Raw genomic sequence first — 14,986 nt, 5'->3', positions numbered from 1 at the left:
ATAGGAGCCGACGGTTTTGGTTACTTTGGCCACGACCAAAGTAACCCGCCGGAAGGGCGGAAAGGTGAATAGGCGCCCACATCGTGAATGAATGTCTACTTGATGTGAAAGCGCACAACCCAAAGGCCCAAAAGCCCAAAAGCCCAAAAGCTTAAGCGCTGGTTCTGATCGGGCGTACAGTCCATTTGCGATGGCCGCAAGGCCTCCTGAAGTCGCAATCTGCGTTGCCTGAACTACCGCGCACTTAGAAGCAAGATCAAAAGCGAAAAGCGCTCAGCGCCGTACCTGCTTGAGGGTTTCGGCAATCAGGAATGCCAACTCCAGCGACTGATCAGCATTCATCCGCGGATCACAATGGGTGTGATACCGGTCAGACAACGCATCCTCGGTGATCGGCCGCGCACCGCCGATGCATTCGGTGACGTTCTGCCCAGTCATCTCGATATGGATACCGCCAGCATGGCTGCCCTCGGCCTGGTGTACCTGGAAGAACTGCTTCACCTCATCCAGAATCTGCGCAAAATCGCGGGTCTTGTAACCGCTGCTGGCCTTGATGGTGTTGCCGTGCATCGGATCGGAACTCCACAGCACCTTGCGCCCCTCGCGCTCGACAGTGCGGATCAGCTCCGGCAAGTGGTCGCCAACCTTGCCCGCGCCCATGCGCACGATCAGGTTCAAACGCCCCGGGTCGTTCGCCGGGTTGAGCGTGTCGATCAGGCGGATCAGCTCTTCGGGGTTCATGCTCGGGCCAACCTTGACCCCGATCGGGTTGTGCACGCCACGCAGGAACTCCACATGGGCCCCATCGAGCTGGCGGGTGCGGTCGCCGATCCACAGCATGTGCGCCGAGCAGTCGTAGTAGTCGCCGGTCAGGCTGTCCTGGCGCACGAAGGCTTCTTCATAGTTCAGCAGCAGCGCTTCGTGAGCCGTGAAGAAGCTGGTTTCGCGCAGTTGCGGCGCACTGTCCAGGCCACAGGCACGCATGAACGCCAGGGTTTCATCGATGCGATTGGCCAACTGGTGGTACTTGTCGGCCAGCGCCGAGTTGGCGATAAAGTCCAGGTTCCACTTGTGCACCTGGTGCAGATCGGCAAACCCGCCCTGGGCGAACGCGCGCAGCAGGTTGAGGCTGGCGGTGGCCTGGTGGTAGGCCTGCAGCAGGCGTTCCGGGTCCGGAATGCGGCTTTTGGCGTCGAAACCGATGCCGTTGACGATGTCGCCACGGTAGGCGGGGAGGGTGATGTCGCCAATGGTTTCATCGCCAGATGAGCGCGGTTTGGCGAACTGCCCGGCCATACGCCCCACTTTCACCACCGGGCAGCCGGCGGCAAAGGTCATGACAATGGCCATTTGCAGCAACACCTTGAAGGTGTCGCGGATTTTTGCAGCCGAGAACTCGGCGAAGCTCTCGGCGCAATCACCGCCCTGAAGCAGAAAGGCACGGCCTTCGGTGACCTCGGCGAACTGCCGGCGCAGCTCGCGCGCCTCACCCGCGAACACCAGCGGCGGGTAGCTGGCCAGGGTCTGTTCAACCTTCAGCAGGTGCGCGGCATCGGGGTAGGTCGGTTGCTGCTGGATCGGCAGGGCACGCCAGCTGTCGGGGCTCCACGGTTGGTTCATCTTGGGCTCGGTCTTGTCGGTTGTAGGCTATGGGCCATGGTAACAGTTGGCGCTGCGCTTGTTGCATCAAGGGTGTTGGCGGACAATGCGCGTTTTTGCGCAGGCGGTGGTGGACATGACGGCGGAACGGCAAGAGCGGCTGCTGGCACGGGTGGAAGATGCGTTTGGCGTCATCAGCGTGTACGAAGTAGACGACTACCGCTTTCTGGAATTCGGCGATGCGATCGAGCAAAGCTGTGTGTTCACCGCCGACCCCAGCTGGCTGGAGTACGACTACACCCGCGCCATGCTGGTGGGGGCGCTGTGCCACGAACTGCCTGAGAGTGCACTGTTTCTGGGCCTGGGCGCCGGCACGCTGACCCAGGCCTGCATGAAGTTCCTGCCGTTGGAAGACATCGAGGCCATCGAGCTGCGCCCGGATGTGCCGCGCCTGGCCATGGATTACCTGGGCCTGGACGACGACCCGCGGTTGTATGTGCGCATCGGCGATGCCCTGGAGCTGCTGCCCACGGCAGAGAAGGCCGACCTGCTGTTCGTTGACTTGTACACCGACCATGGTCCTGGGGTCGGGCACCTGGCGTGGAACTTTCTGGAGAACTGCCAGCAGCACCTGAACCCGGGCGGCTGGCTGGTGATCAACCAGTGGGCCACCGATGATGGCAGGCCGCTGGGCGCGGCGTTGTTGCGCGGGTTGTACCACCGGCATTACTGGGAACTGCCTGTGAAGGAGGGCAATGTGATTTTGCTGGTGCCGGCAGACCTGGAGCAGTCGCTGGACCTGGACGGTTTGAGGGCCCGGGCCGAGGCGCTGGCGCCGCGTTTGGGGTACAGCCTCGAGGGGCTGATCCGCGAGATTCGGCCGGCGACGTGAGTGGCTGACGCGCGCCGACACCGAGCGCGCCAGGCTTCAGGGGATTATCGATTCAGCCTGTCGTGCTTGATGGCCCGATACTGGCCCTGCCTCCATGAAAATATTCCTCACGTACGCGACTATTTCAGGTATAGTACGCGCCGGTCTTTTAGCGGACCTCAAAATCAGGTGGTGCAAATCCTCCGAGTCCAGCTTCGGCTGCGCGTCCGCTAGGCGGACCTTCCCAAGTTTTCTTTTTCAATCGTTTTCGCAAATCCCCGCCGCCAAAGCTGCCTGGGTGACCTGACGGTCTTTCAAGGCATGTGCAGCTTTGGAGCATGGGTCTTTGCGGATGCACCTAGAGGCAGACCCATGACCCAGGAAACCGGCGGCTTCGCCGCTCTCGATCTTAACCCGAACATTGTTGCTGCCGTTGTGGCTACCGGCTACGAAGAGCCGTCCGCCATTCAGCAACAATCGATCCCGATCATCCTCGCCGGTCACGACATGATCGGCCAGGCGCAGACTGGCACCGGCAAAACCGCTGCCTTCGCCCTGCCGATCCTGAACAAGATCGATGTGAGCAAGCGCGAACCGCAAGCCCTGATCCTGGCGCCAACCCGTGAGTTGGCGCTGCAAGTTGCTACCGCTTTCGAAACCTACGCCAAGCAGATGCCGGGCGTGAACGTTGTCGCCGTCTACGGTGGTGCCCCGATGGGCCCACAGCTGCGTGCGATCCGCAACGGCGCGCAAATCGTCGTGGCCACCCCGGGCCGTCTGTGCGACCACCTGCGTCGTGACGAAAAAGTCTTGTCGACCGTACAGTACCTGGTACTGGACGAAGCCGACGAGATGCTGAAGCTGGGCTTCATGGACGACCTCGAAGTGATCTTCGACGCAATCCCGGCTACCCGTCAGACCGTACTGTTCTCCGCTACCCTGCCGTCGTCGATCCGTTCGATCGCCGAGCGTCACCTGCGTGAACCCAAGCACGTCAAGATCCAGACCAAGACCCAGACCGTTACCGCGATCGAGCAGGCCCACCTGATGGTCCACGCGGACCAGAAGATCCCGGCTGTGCTGCGTCTGCTGGAAGTGGAAGAGTTTGACGCGCTGATCGCCTTCGTGCGTACCAAGCAAGCCACCCTGGACCTGGCCGCCGCGCTGGAAGCCAAAGGCTACAAGGCTGCTGCACTGAACGGCGATATCGCCCAGAACCAGCGTGAGCGCGTGATCGACTCGCTCAAGGATGGCCGCCTGGACATCGTCGTCGCCACCGACGTCGCTGCCCGTGGCCTGGACGTACCGCGCATCACTCACGTGTTCAACGTTGACATGCCGTACGACCCAGAGTCCTACGTACACCGTATCGGCCGTACTGGCCGTGCCGGTCGCGATGGCCGTGCACTGTTGCTGGTTACCCCGCGTGAGCGCCGCATGCTGCAGGTGATCGAGCGTGTTACCGGGCAGAAGGTTGCCGAAGCGCGCCTGCCGAATGCCCAGGCCGTGCTGGATGCCCGCATCAAGAAGCTGACCTCGAGCCTGGCGCCGCTGGTAGCCGAAGCAGAAGCCACCCACGGCGAGCTGTTCGACCGTCTGACCACAGACCTCGGTTGCAGCGCGCGTGCCCTTGCTTCGGCCCTGCTGCGCAAGGCCACCAATGGCCAGGCGCTGGACCTGGCGGCGGTAGAGCGCGAGCAGCCGCTGGTGCCGAGCTTCGCCCCGCGTGGTGAGCGTACCGAGCGCGGTGAGCGTGGCGAGCGTCCTGACCGTGGTGATCGTGAGCGCCGTGCACCGCTGCCGTTGGCCGAAGGCCGCGTGCGTTGCCGTACCGCCCTGGGTGCCCGTGATGGCATCGCTGCCAAGAACCTGCTGGGGGCGATCCTCAACGAAGGTGGCCTGGCGCGTGACGCTATCGGCCGCATCCAGGTGCGCGACAGCTTCAGCCTGGTCGAGCTGCCGGAAGACGGCCTCGAGAAGCTGCTGTCCAAGCTCAAGGACACCCGCGTGGCTGGCAAGCAGCTGAAGCTGCGTCGCTACCGCGAGGATTGATCCTGGCGTAACGAAAAAATCCCCGGCTTAGGTCGGGGATTTTTTTTGCCAGTACCGGCCCTTTCGCGGGCAAGCCCGCTCCTACAGGTACCCCACAGATTTCAGTACCTGTAGGAGCGGGCTTGCCCGCGAAGAGGCCCTTCAGTCGAACCGATAGATGTCCATCCCCAGCGCGCCCAGGGTAAACCCCTGATGGACCACGCCGAACTTGCTCCCGGCCCCGAGGGCAAAGAACAGCGGCAGCAAATGCTCATCACTGGGATGGTTGCGCACCGCAAACGGCGCCTGCTGCCGGTAATCCAGCAACGCCGCCTGGTCATCCTCCTGCAGCCGGTCTACCACCCAATCCCTGAACGCCAGCGCCCACGGCTCGATCACATCCGGCCCCGCATGCCAGTCCAGCTCACCCAGGTTGTGGGTAATGCTGCCCGACCCTATCAGCAGTACATCCTCGGCACGTAACCCCGCCAGTGCCTGGCCCACTTTTAGCTGCAGCGCCGGCCCCATGTGGCTGGGCAGTGAAACCTGCACCACGGGAATGCTCGCATCCGGGTACATCAGCGACAGTGGCACCCAGGCGCCATGGTCGAATGGGCGCTGCATGTCCAGCCGCGCGGGTAGCCCCGCAGCCTTCAACCGCTCGCTGACCTGGCCAGCAAGCCCGGGCTCGCCCGGCGCCGGGTACTGCACCGCATACAGGGCCGGTGGGAAGCCGTAGAAGTCATGCCAGGTTTCGGGCTGTGCGTTGCCGGTGACCAGCAGCTCGCGGCTTTCCCAGTGTGCCGACACCACCACGATCGCTTTCGGCCGGGGCAGCGCGTTGGCCAACCCGGACAGTGCCGGCCCGCTGGCGCCGGGTTGCAGGGCAAGCATGGGGGAACCATGGGAAATGAACAGGCTGGGCAGCATGGCGGGGTCCTGAAGGTTAAGATGCAACCATCATCGATTAACTACAGATCGAAATCCAAACCAAGTTTTACCGACAAATCATCTAAAAATCGGGAGTAATCATGGAACCAGCGTTCTGGCAGCAGCGGTGGGCCGATAACCAGATCGGCTTTCACCAGGCGCAGGTGAACCCCTATCTGCAGACGTATTGGCCACAGCTGCAGTTGGCGCCCGGCAGCCGCGTGCTGGTGCCGTTGTGTGGCAAGAGCCTGGACCTGGCCTGGCTGGCCGGTCAGGGCCATCGTGTATTGGGTGTGGAGCTGTCGCGGCGGGCGGTGGAGGATTTTTTCTGTGAGCACGGGCTTGAGGCCGAGGTGCGGCAGCAGGGCGCATTCGAGGTTTGGCGCAGTGGAGATGTGCAGCTGTGGTGTGGCGACTTCTTTGCCTTGCGGGCAGAGGATGTGGCTGACTGCGTGGGGCTGTATGACCGGGCGGCGGTGATTGCGCTGCCGGTGCAGATGCGTGCGCGGTATATGCAGCTGTTGTCGGGGTTGCTGCCGACAAGCTGCCGGGGGTTGGTGGTGACGCTGGACTATGACCAGTCATTGTTGGCCGGGCCGCCGTTTTCGGTCAGGGATGAAGAGCTGAGGCAGGGGTTTGCGGGGTGGCAGGTGGAGCAGTTGGAGGCTGTGGAGGTGATTGAGGAGAGCCCGAAGTTTGTGCAGGCCGGGGCGTCGAGTTTGTTGGAGCGGGTGTACCGGCTCAGCCGGTAAGCAGGTAGGGCAGGCTGCCCCGGCCCATGTGGGAGCGGGCGGCGCGTTAGATGGCACCGGCTTTGCCGGTGTTCGCGGGCGCGCCCGCTCCCACAGAAGCTGCGTAAGGCCAGGAATAAAAAAGGGCGACCGAAGTCGCCCTTTGTTTTCTCAGGTGGATCAGCCGCGGCGGCGCAGGGCCTCAATGCGTTCTTCCAGCGGTGGGTGGCTCATCAGCAACCCGGCCAGGCCGTGCTTGAGGCCGCCATTGATGCCGAAAGCCTTCATGGTGTCAGGCATGTGCACTGGCAGGCCTTGTTCCACGCGCAGGCGCTGCAGGGCGCCGATCATTGCCGCAGTACCGGCCAGTTGCGCACCGGCTTCGTCTGCGCGGAATTCGCGGCGGCGCGAGAACCACATCACGATCATGCTGGCCAGGATGCCAAGGATCAGCTCGGCAACGATGGTTGCTACATAGTAGGCAATGCCTTGGCCCTCTTCGTTCTTGAAGATCACCTTGTCGACAAAGTTGCCGATGATGCGGGCAAAGAACATCACGAAGGTGTTCACCACGCCCTGCACCAGCGCCAGGGTGACCATGTCGCCGTTGGCAACGTGGCCAATTTCGTGGGCCAGTACCGCACGCACTTCATCGGGCGAGAAGCGCTCCAGCAGGCCCTGGGACACTGCGACCAGCGCGTCGTTGCGGTTCCAGCCGGTGGCGAAGGCGTTGGCCTCGTAAGCCGGGAAGATACCCACTTCAGGCATTTTGATGCCCGCTTCGCGAGACAGCTCTTCGACCGTTTGCAGCAGCCACTGCTCATGGCGGGTGCGCGGCTGGCTGATGATCTGGGTGCCGGTGGTCATCTTCGCCATCCACTTGGAGATGAACAGCGAGACGAGGGAGCCGGCAAAGCCGAACACGGCGCAGAACACCAGCAGGCTGCTGAGGTTCAGGTCGACCCCGTTGGCGGCCATGAACCCGTTGAAACCGAACAGGCTCAGGGTAATGCTTGCAACCAGCACCACCGCGAGGTTGGTGGCTACAAACAACAGAATGCGCATCATGGTTGTTACGTTCTCCTGACGGATGAGTTGTCGCTTACTGCGGGGTATATAAGGGGCCTGCCGCGCCGATTCAATCGGGGGACTATTTCAAACTGTGTACGGCGGAGTATGGCAGAGGATGGCGTGGGGGCTGTGGGATAGAGCGTTGCAGGATGTAAGAAACATTCGGCTTGGGGGTTGCGTCAAGGCCGCTGGGTGTTTGCCGCAAGGGGTGTGGCGCCTGTGAGATCGAGCGCCGCGCGGGCGGCGCTCGATCTGCGCCCCACCACCACCCCGCGTCGAACCTCTCGTGGCCCCCGTCGAACCCTACTGCGAATAACCCTTCAGGAAATTGCCGATCCGGCCAATGGCTGCTTCCAGGTCGTCCACCCGCGGCAAGGTCACCACGCGGAAGTGGTCCGGCCACGGCCAGTTGAACGCCGTTCCTTGTACGATCAGCAGCTTCTCCGACAGCAGCAGGTCAAGGGCGAACTTCTCGTCGTTGAGGATCGGGCAAACCTTCGGGTCGATCCGCGGGAACGCATACAGCGCGCCCATCGGCTTCACGCAGCTGACGCCGGGGATGTCGTTGAGCAGTTCGTAGGTGCGGTTGCGCTGCTCCAGCAGGCGCCCCGGTGGCAGCACCAGGTCGTTGATGCTCTGGTAGCCGCCCAGCGCGGTCTGGATGGCATGCTGGGCCGGCACGTTGGCGCACAGGCGCATGTTGGCCAGCATGTCGATGCCTTCGATGTAGCTGTGCGCGTGGTGCTTGGGCCCGGAAATGATCAGCCAGCCAGAGCGGAAGCCCGCCACCCGGTATGACTTGGACAAGCCGTTGAAGGTCAGGCACAGCAGGTCCGGGGCCAGCGAGGCGGTACTGATGTGCACAGCTTCGTCGTACAGGATCTTGTCGTAGATCTCGTCGGAGAACACCACCAGGTTGTGCTGGCGCGCCAGCTCCAGCATGCCCAGCAGCAGCTCTTTGGAGTAGACGGCGCCGGTCGGGTTGTTCGGGTTGATGATCACCAGCGCCTTGGTGTTCGGGGTGATCTTGGCCTTGATGTCCTCAAGGTCAGGGAACCAGTCGGCCTGCTCGTCGCACAGGTAGTGCACCGGCTTGCCGCCGGCCAGGCTCACGGCGGCAGTCCACAGCGGGTAGTCGGGGGCCGGGATCAGCACTTCGTCGCCGTTGTTGAGCAGCGCCTGCATCGACATGACGATCAGCTCGGACACACCATTACCCAGGTAGATGTCCTCGATGGTGACGCCTTCGATTTCTTTCTGCTGGCAGTACTGCATCACCGCCTTGCGGGCACTGAACAGGCCTTTGGAGTCGCTGTAGCCCTGTGCGGTGGGCAGGTTGCGGATCACATCCTGAAGGATTTCATCAGGCGCCTCGAAGCCAAACGGCGCCGGGTTGCCGATGTTCAGCTTGAGGATGCGGTGGCCTTCCTCCTCCAGGCGTTTGGCGTGCTTGAGCACTGGGCCGCGAATGTCGTAGCAGACATTGGCGAGCTTGTTCGATTTGCTGAACTGCATGATGGGATCCCGATTGAGAAAACGCGCTACGCCCCGCCGAAAGGTTTGAAAGGGCAGGAAGCGGGTGCCAGACTGAACGCCTGGCACACGAAGCCAACTAATATACGTGCCACCCGCGCCCCGGAAAAGACGGTGTGGGGTGAAATTCAGCCTGCCGAGGTTTCTACATGAAAAAGATCGAAAAAACCCTGGACGAATGGCGGTCGATGCTCGACCCCGAGCAGTACCAGGTCTGCCGCCTCAAGGGCACCGAACGGCCATTCAGCGGCAAGTACAACAGCGAGCGCCGCGATGGCATCTACCATTGCATTTGCTGCGGCCTGGCGCTGTTCGATGCGCAGACCAAGTTCGACGCTGGCTGCGGTTGGCCAAGTTTTTACGCGCCGATCGAGGACAGCGCGATGATCGAGATTCGCGACACCTCCCATGGCATGATCCGCACCGAGGTCACCTGCGCCCGTTGCGATGCGCACCTGGGGCATGTGTTCCCTGACGGCCCGCCACCGACCGGCCTGCGCTACTGCATCAACTCGGTGTGCATCGACCTTCGTCCGCGCGACTGACCGGAGCCCGATCATGGCTGCAACGATGCTGAACATCCCCTGCGTGACCCTGAGTGGCGAGCACAAGACGCTGGGCGACTTCCCGGGCAAGGTGCTGTTGGTGGTCAATACCGCCAGCCAGTGCGGTTTTACCCCGCAGTACAAGGGCCTGGAGCAACTGTGGCAGGCCTACCGCGACCGTGGCCTGGTGGTACTGGGTTTCCCGTGCAACCAGTTCGGCAAGCAGGAACCTGGCGATGCACGGGACATTGCGCAGTTCTGCGAGCGTAATTTCGGCGTGAGTTTTCCGCTGTTTCGCAAGGTCGAGGTCAACGGCCCGGGCGCTCACCCTCTGTTCGTCGAACTCAAGCAACGCGCCCCGGGTATTTTGGGTAGCCAGAAGATCAAGTGGAACTTCACCAAGTTTCTGGTCGACCCGGCCAGTGGCCAGGTCAAGCGCTATGCCCCCTCCACCAAGCCACAGGCCCTGCAGGCGGACATCGAGCGTTTGCTCAGCCGCTGAAGGGCACCCAATGGTCAACCAGGGCCAGTAGCTCTTCGCGGCGGAATGGCTTGGCCAGGTAGTCGTTCATGCCCGCCGCCCGGCAGCGTTCGCGCTCTTCGGGCATGGCGTTGGCGGTGAGGGCGACGATCGGCAACTCGGGCCAGCGGCCGCTTTGGCGGATACGCCGGCTGGCCTCGTAGCCGTCCATCACCGGCATGTTGCAGTCCATCAGCACCAGGTCGAATTCCTCACGCGCCAGCAGCTCAAGGGCCTCCGCGCCCTGGGTGGCCAGTTGCACCTGGCAGCCGAGCTTGGCCAGCATGCCCTTGGCCACCAGCTGGTTCACCGGATTGTCCTCTACCAGCAGGATCCTCGCACGGCCTTGCTCCTGGGTAATGGCCGGGATGGCCAGCGGGTGTTCGGGCTCATGGCCTTGCAAGGTGCGGCGCAGGGTCTGGTACAGGGCGTTGCGTGCCAATGGTCGGGCCAGCTGGTGCAGCGGGGCCAAAGCCAAGGACTGCTCGCTGGGCAGGAAGTTGCCGTAGGCAGTCACCAGCAGAATCGGGGTTTTCAATGCCGGGCGCAGTTCGAACAGGTGCTCGACGTCGTCGGTGATCAACAGGTCGATCACTGCGGCATCCAGCGTGGCGCAACTGTCATGGCGCTGGTAGGTCAGGCCCCAGGCAGGCAGCAAGTGCTGCAACAGTTCATTGAGCCCGCTGCCGGCTGCGCTCAGTGCGGCCACGCGGCCATGCAAGGGTGCTGGCGGGATGGCTTCGGTGTGCACGGTCAGCGGCAATTCGGCGGTGAAACAGCTGCCAAAGCCCGGCTCGGAGCGAATGTGCAGGTGGCCCTGCATGGCCTTGCACAGGTTACGCGTCAACGCCAGGCCCAGGCCGGTGCCACCGTACTGGCGGGTGATGCCGGCACCGGCCTGGGTGAAAGGCTGGAAGATGCGCGCCTGGGCGTCTTCAGGGATGCCGATGCCGGTATCCCGTACCTCAAGACGTACACCACCGACAATGGCCATCAAGCGCACATCGACACGGCCGAAGCGGGTGAACTTCAGCGCGTTGGACAGCAGGTTGCTGACGATCTGCCGCACACGCGTGGGGTCGCCGAGCACGCTGCTGGGGAAGTCGCTGGCGATCAGGCAGGTCAGCTCCACGCTTTGCGCGGTGTTCTGCGACAGCAGGTTGGCGGTGTCTTCCACCATCGAGCCCATGTCGAACGCAATGCGTTCCAGTTCCAGCTGGCCGGCATCGAACTTGGACAAGTCGAGAATATCGTTCAGCAGCTCTACCAGCACCTTGCCCGAGTCATGGGCGATAGCCAGTTGCTGGCGTTGCTCGCTGGGCAGCGGGTTGTCCAGCGCCAGGGCGATCATGCCCAGCATGCCGTTGAGCGGGGTGCGGATTTCATGGCTCATGTTGGCCAGGAAGGCGGCGCGAGCCTGGGCCATGTCCAGCGCTCGGCTGCGGGCTTGTTCCAGCTCCTGGTTGGACAGGCTCAGGCTGCTGTTGCTGGCCTTGAGCTCGTTGGTGCGCGCCGACACGATGTCTTCCAGCTCGTTCAGGTACTGGGTCAGACGGTTTTCCGCAGTGCGCCGCTGTTCGATCTCGGTGGCCATGCTGACGAACTGCTGGTTGGCGACCTTCACCAGCACGCCGATTTCGTCATGCTCATGTCCGTGTGGGCATTCCAGGCGCGTTTGCCGGGGTTTGCGCGGGTCGCTGCCGCTGAGTGCGCCAATCACCGTCACCAGCGGCTTGGTCAGCATCATGTAGAACAGCGCCAGCAGGAGGCCGGTGAGCACCAGGCTGCGGGCAAAGCCATTGAGCAGGGTGATGCCGGCACGGTCGAGAAAACGGCTGCCGAAGGCGAAGGTGTCGATGTCCAGGTACAGGGTGCCCAGGTATTGCTCTGGCATGTGGGTCAGGTACAGGCGCTCCTTGAACTGGCGTTGCTCGCCGAACAGGAAGTCGCTGAGTGGCCGGGAGCGGTCCTGCAGTTTTGGCCGCTCGACATCGGCCAGTACCGTTTCGTTGTTGTCGATCAGCCGTGCGCGGATGACGGCCGGCGACTGCAGCAGGCCGCGGGTCAGCTCCAGCGCCAGTTCCGAGTCGATGTTGTAGGCGATGCGCGAGGCCGGGTTGTGGCTGATTTGCAGCAACGCGTTCACTTCACGGTTGATGGACGCGTCTTCGCTGGCATAATCGATGCCGATCTGGATGAGACTGAGCAATGTTCCCAGGATGAAGCCGACCAGGACTGTCAACCGGGCTTGCTTGTATGACAGGCGATTGGTGAACTTGATATCCATGAGTCCCGAGCCGGTTTCCCGTTCCTTGCGCTGCGCAAGCATAGCCGAATAGCCCCGGCTGCTGGTGGGTCTGTCTGTTCATTTCAGTTGATCGCCAAGCGGGGGCCGCTTGGCGCCGCTTCGCGGGCTTGTCCGCTCCCACAGGTACAGCTTAGCCCCAGGCTGAAGGCAAGCCCTGAGGGAGCGGGCAAGCCCGCGAAGGGGCGCGCAGCGGCCCCCAAAAAACTGAGATTGTTAGGAGTCGTCATGGACGCTCGCTTGATCGCTTTTCTGGACCGCGCCGAATCGGTACTGGCGCGCCTTGAACCCCTGTTGCCGGCACAACGCCCGCACATCGACTGGGGCACCACACTGGCCGCGCGCTGGCAGCGTGATGGCCGCAGCGGCTACCTGCTGCCGCTGGACGTCAGCCTGGACATCCGCCTGACCGACCTGATCGGCGTCGACAAACAGCGCGACCAGCTGGGCCGCAACACCCACCAGTTCATCAACGGCCTGCCAGCCAACCACGCGCTGCTGTGGGGCTCGCGCGGTACTGGCAAGTCGTCGCTGGTACGTGCCTTGCTGGCTGAGCACGCCAGCGCCGGCCTGCGCCTGATCGAAATCGAACGTGACCACCTGGCCGACCTGCCGCGGGTGGTCGAGCAACTGCAGAAGTTGCCGCAACGCTTCATCCTATTCTGCGACGACCTGTCGTTCGAAGCCGGGGAGGGCGACTACCGGGTGCTCAAGAGTGTGCTCGACGGCTCGCTGGAGCAGGCCCCGGACAACGTGCTGCTGTACGCCACCTCCAACCGCCGCCACCTGGTGCCCGAGAAGGAGAGCGACAACGAGAACTGGAAGCGTGTGGACGGCGAACTGCACCCCAGCGAAGCGGTGGAGGACAAGATTGCCCTGTCTGACCGTTTTGGCCTGTGGCTGTCGTTCTACCCGTTTACCCAGGACCACTTCCTGAACGTTGTCGAGCACTGGATTGGCCAGTTGGCACAACCTGCGGGCCTTGTGTGGCAGCGCACCGAAGCACTCGACATCCTCGCCGTGCGCTGGGCCACCGGCCGCGGCAACCGTAATGGCCGTTGTGCCTATCAGTTCGCCCGCTACTGGGTCGGGCTGCAATTGCTGGAGCAAAAGTAAATGATCGACCTCAATGCCAGTGGCGCCGGCCTCGACGGCTATAACCTGCTGGCGGCGCAAGTGCAGGCACTGTTCGCCGACGAGCGTGACTTCATCGCCAACGCCGCGCAGTTTTCCGCGTTTCTGTATAACCAGGTGGACGACCTGAACTGGGCGGGGTTCTACCTAAACCGCAACGAAGAGCTGGTGCTGGGCCCGTTCCAGGGCCAGGTGGCGTGCGTGCGCATTCCGTTCAGTAAAGGTGTGTGCGGGGCTGCGGCGGCAACGCGGCAGACCCAGCGGGTCGAGGATGTACATGCATTCCCTGGCCACATTGCCTGTGACAGTGCCTCCAACAGCGAGCTGGTGATCCCGTTGGTGAAGGACGGCAGGTTGATTGGCGTGCTGGACCTGGACAGCCCGACGGTCGGGCGGTTCAGCGAGGCGGATCAGGTGGGGCTGGAGCGGTTGGCGGCGATCTTTCTGGCGTTGACTGACTGCTGATCGATGTTGCCTGAGCCGGCCTCTTCGCTTGTAGGAGCGGGTTTACCCGCGAAGAGGCCGGTACAGGTTAACCAATCAGTCGTAGATCACCTTCTTCTTCCAGGTTTCTTCCTCATCGGTCTTGAGCCCATCGGTCAATTCGTTGTGCTCGTCCTCCGCCGGTGCCATGCGGTCCAGCACCTGGGCATTGGCCCGGGCCAACAGTTTCTCAAGATACGTCAGCTGCTCTTCATACACCTTAGGCTCGGGCTGCTTGCGCAAATACTGCACGCCGCGCTCGAAGGCCAGGCGCGCCTGGCCGGGCTGGCCTTTTTGTAGGGCCTGTTGACCAAGGTTGTTGAAAAACTCGATGTGCAGCAGCACCAGGACATGGCGGATTTCCTTGACCCAATGCTTGGCCTCGACAGCGGGCAAAAAGCCTTCATGGGCAGCGCGGGTCACCTGATTGTGCAGCGCCTCCAGCAAGAAGCGTACGTCCTTGGCCTTGATCTCGGTGTGGATCGGGTTGGGTGGGTTGTTGACCGGGATCTTGTCGCCCAGGGCAATCAGCCCTTCCAGTTCGGCGATGCGCGCCTTGAATTCGGCATTGTGCTTGTCCACCGCCAGCAGGCGCTGGTTGAGGTTCAGCTCCAGGCGGGTCAGCAGCAACTTGAGGGCCGGGGTCATGAACTGGCCGGGGAATGTCTCGGTGATTTCGCCACAACGGCGCAGGCGGTCGGCCAGCTCGATCTTCGTCCGGGCGCGTTCTAGCTTGCCATTCTCGACCACGTTGTTGAGGTAGCCGATCACGATCAGCAACGCGATGCCCGCCACGATGAGCAGGGTGATCAGAAGTGGTGTCACCGTTAAAGCCTCATGAATAGGTTTGCATGATTGAGTGTAGGAGCGAGCTTGCTCGCGAGAGGCCCTGACAGCCATTCTCTTTTTCTATCGGCAAACTGTGCCATGACTGGATGCTGGCACATTAATGCTGACTTGACGCCAGAAAATCAACGCCAAACCCCGGCAGGCTTGCCAAAACAGCGCTTGGTGTACCCGGAAGTCATTGATTTAAATAAATTTCTACAAAGGGGTTGACGCCTTCCCGAACCATCCATAGAATGCGCGCCACTTGCAGCGTAAAGCACACAGCGAAACGCAGCAGGGAGTGAAAGCAGGCAGTAATGCCAGCAGCGTGTCCCCTTCGTCTAGTGGCCTAGGACACCGCCCTTTCACGGCGGTAACAGGGGTTCGAGTCCCCTAGGGGACGCC

At 62.4% G+C, this 14,986-nt stretch carries 13 protein-coding genes and 1 tRNA gene; 8 read left to right on the top strand and 6 right to left on the bottom strand.

The genetic code is table 11. The annotated features are described in order from the left end of the window. Positions 1–273: 273 nt before the first annotated feature. Positions 274–1,620 (bottom strand): class II 3-deoxy-7-phosphoheptulonate synthase, encoded by a 1,347-nt coding sequence (locus tag AC3WLP_RS23165; RefSeq protein WP_014754104.1) that lies wholly within the window; start codon positions 1,618–1,620, stop codon positions 274–276. A 115-nt stretch (positions 1,621–1,735) separates the two neighbouring features. Here AC3WLP_RS23165 and AC3WLP_RS23160 point away from each other — a divergent pair, with 115 nt between their 5' ends. Together AC3WLP_RS23160 and AC3WLP_RS23155 are read left to right on the top strand one after the other, a co-directional pair. Next, positions 1,736–2,491, top strand: coding sequence for a spermidine synthase (locus tag AC3WLP_RS23160; protein WP_003247095.1), 756 nt, complete (start codon positions 1,736–1,738; stop codon positions 2,489–2,491). A gap of 351 nt (positions 2,492–2,842) precedes the next feature. Next, positions 2,843–4,522: a DEAD/DEAH box helicase gene (locus AC3WLP_RS23155; protein ID WP_003247096.1), complete on the top strand. Its 1,680-nt coding sequence runs from the start codon at positions 2,843–2,845 to the stop codon at positions 4,520–4,522. A 141-nt stretch (positions 4,523–4,663) separates the two neighbouring features. Here AC3WLP_RS23155 and AC3WLP_RS23150 read toward each other — a convergent pair whose 3' ends face one another. Then, positions 4,664–5,431: a DODA-type extradiol aromatic ring-opening family dioxygenase gene (locus AC3WLP_RS23150; RefSeq protein ID WP_070096976.1), complete on the bottom strand. Its 768-nt coding sequence runs from the start codon at positions 5,429–5,431 to the stop codon at positions 4,664–4,666. Between the two features lie 101 nt (positions 5,432–5,532). Here AC3WLP_RS23150 and AC3WLP_RS23145 point away from each other — a divergent pair, with 101 nt between their 5' ends. Continuing rightward, positions 5,533–6,183: a thiopurine S-methyltransferase gene (locus AC3WLP_RS23145; RefSeq protein WP_088513084.1), complete on the top strand. Its 651-nt coding sequence runs from the start codon at positions 5,533–5,535 to the stop codon at positions 6,181–6,183. A 159-nt stretch (positions 6,184–6,342) separates the two neighbouring features. On the opposite strand, the gene htpX is transcribed toward AC3WLP_RS23145, so the two are convergent. Together htpX and AC3WLP_RS23135 are read right to left on the bottom strand one after the other, a co-directional pair. Further along, positions 6,343–7,230 (bottom strand): protease HtpX, encoded by an 888-nt coding sequence (htpX, locus tag AC3WLP_RS23140; protein WP_004575939.1) that lies wholly within the window; start codon positions 7,228–7,230, stop codon positions 6,343–6,345. Between the two features lie 306 nt (positions 7,231–7,536). Further along, complete coding sequence (locus tag AC3WLP_RS23135) at positions 7,537–8,748, bottom strand: pyridoxal phosphate-dependent aminotransferase (protein WP_003247100.1); 1,212 nt, start codon at positions 8,746–8,748, stop codon at positions 7,537–7,539. 167 nt (positions 8,749–8,915) lie between these two features. Between AC3WLP_RS23135 and msrB the strand changes: the two genes are divergently transcribed. Both msrB and AC3WLP_RS23125 read left to right on the top strand, forming a co-directional pair. Further along, on the top strand, positions 8,916–9,311 hold the full coding sequence (gene msrB / locus AC3WLP_RS23130; RefSeq protein WP_003247101.1) for a peptide-methionine (R)-S-oxide reductase MsrB: 396 nt from the start codon (positions 8,916–8,918) through the stop codon (positions 9,309–9,311). A 13-nt stretch (positions 9,312–9,324) separates the two neighbouring features. Beyond that, positions 9,325–9,813: a glutathione peroxidase gene (locus tag AC3WLP_RS23125; RefSeq protein ID WP_014754097.1), complete on the top strand. Its 489-nt coding sequence runs from the start codon at positions 9,325–9,327 to the stop codon at positions 9,811–9,813. On the opposite strand, the gene AC3WLP_RS23120 is transcribed toward AC3WLP_RS23125, so the two are convergent. Beyond that, entirely contained in the window at positions 9,803–12,160 is a 2,358-nt protein-coding gene (locus tag AC3WLP_RS23120) for a hybrid sensor histidine kinase/response regulator (RefSeq protein WP_088513085.1), read from the bottom strand. The two genes, AC3WLP_RS23125 and AC3WLP_RS23120, sit on opposite strands and share 11 nt — an antisense overlap. A gap of 204 nt (positions 12,161–12,364) precedes the next feature. On the opposite strand from AC3WLP_RS23120, the gene AC3WLP_RS23115 reads away from it, so the two are divergent. Both AC3WLP_RS23115 and AC3WLP_RS23110 read left to right on the top strand, forming a co-directional pair. Beyond that, positions 12,365–13,252, top strand: coding sequence for an ATP-binding protein (locus AC3WLP_RS23115; RefSeq protein WP_003247104.1), 888 nt, complete (start codon positions 12,365–12,367; stop codon positions 13,250–13,252). Next, positions 13,253–13,735, top strand: a complete 483-nt coding sequence (locus AC3WLP_RS23110; RefSeq protein ID WP_003247105.1) for a GAF domain-containing protein — start codon at positions 13,253–13,255, stop codon at positions 13,733–13,735. Positions 13,736–13,810: 75 nt separating this feature from the next. Here the strand turns inward: AC3WLP_RS23110 and AC3WLP_RS23105 are convergent, their stop codons facing one another. After that, positions 13,811–14,578, bottom strand: a complete 768-nt coding sequence (locus tag AC3WLP_RS23105; protein ID WP_014754096.1) for a hypothetical protein — start codon at positions 14,576–14,578, stop codon at positions 13,811–13,813. 333 nt (positions 14,579–14,911) lie between these two features. Here AC3WLP_RS23105 and AC3WLP_RS23100 point away from each other — a divergent pair. Next, positions 14,912–14,984 (top strand) — tRNA-Glu (locus AC3WLP_RS23100). The last annotated feature ends 2 nt before the right edge of the window (positions 14,985–14,986 follow it).

Source organism: Pseudomonas sp. FW305-E2, from assembly GCF_058782925.1.
Note: the sequence above shows the minus strand (reverse complement) of the source record. Positions and strands in the feature narration are given on the sequence as shown.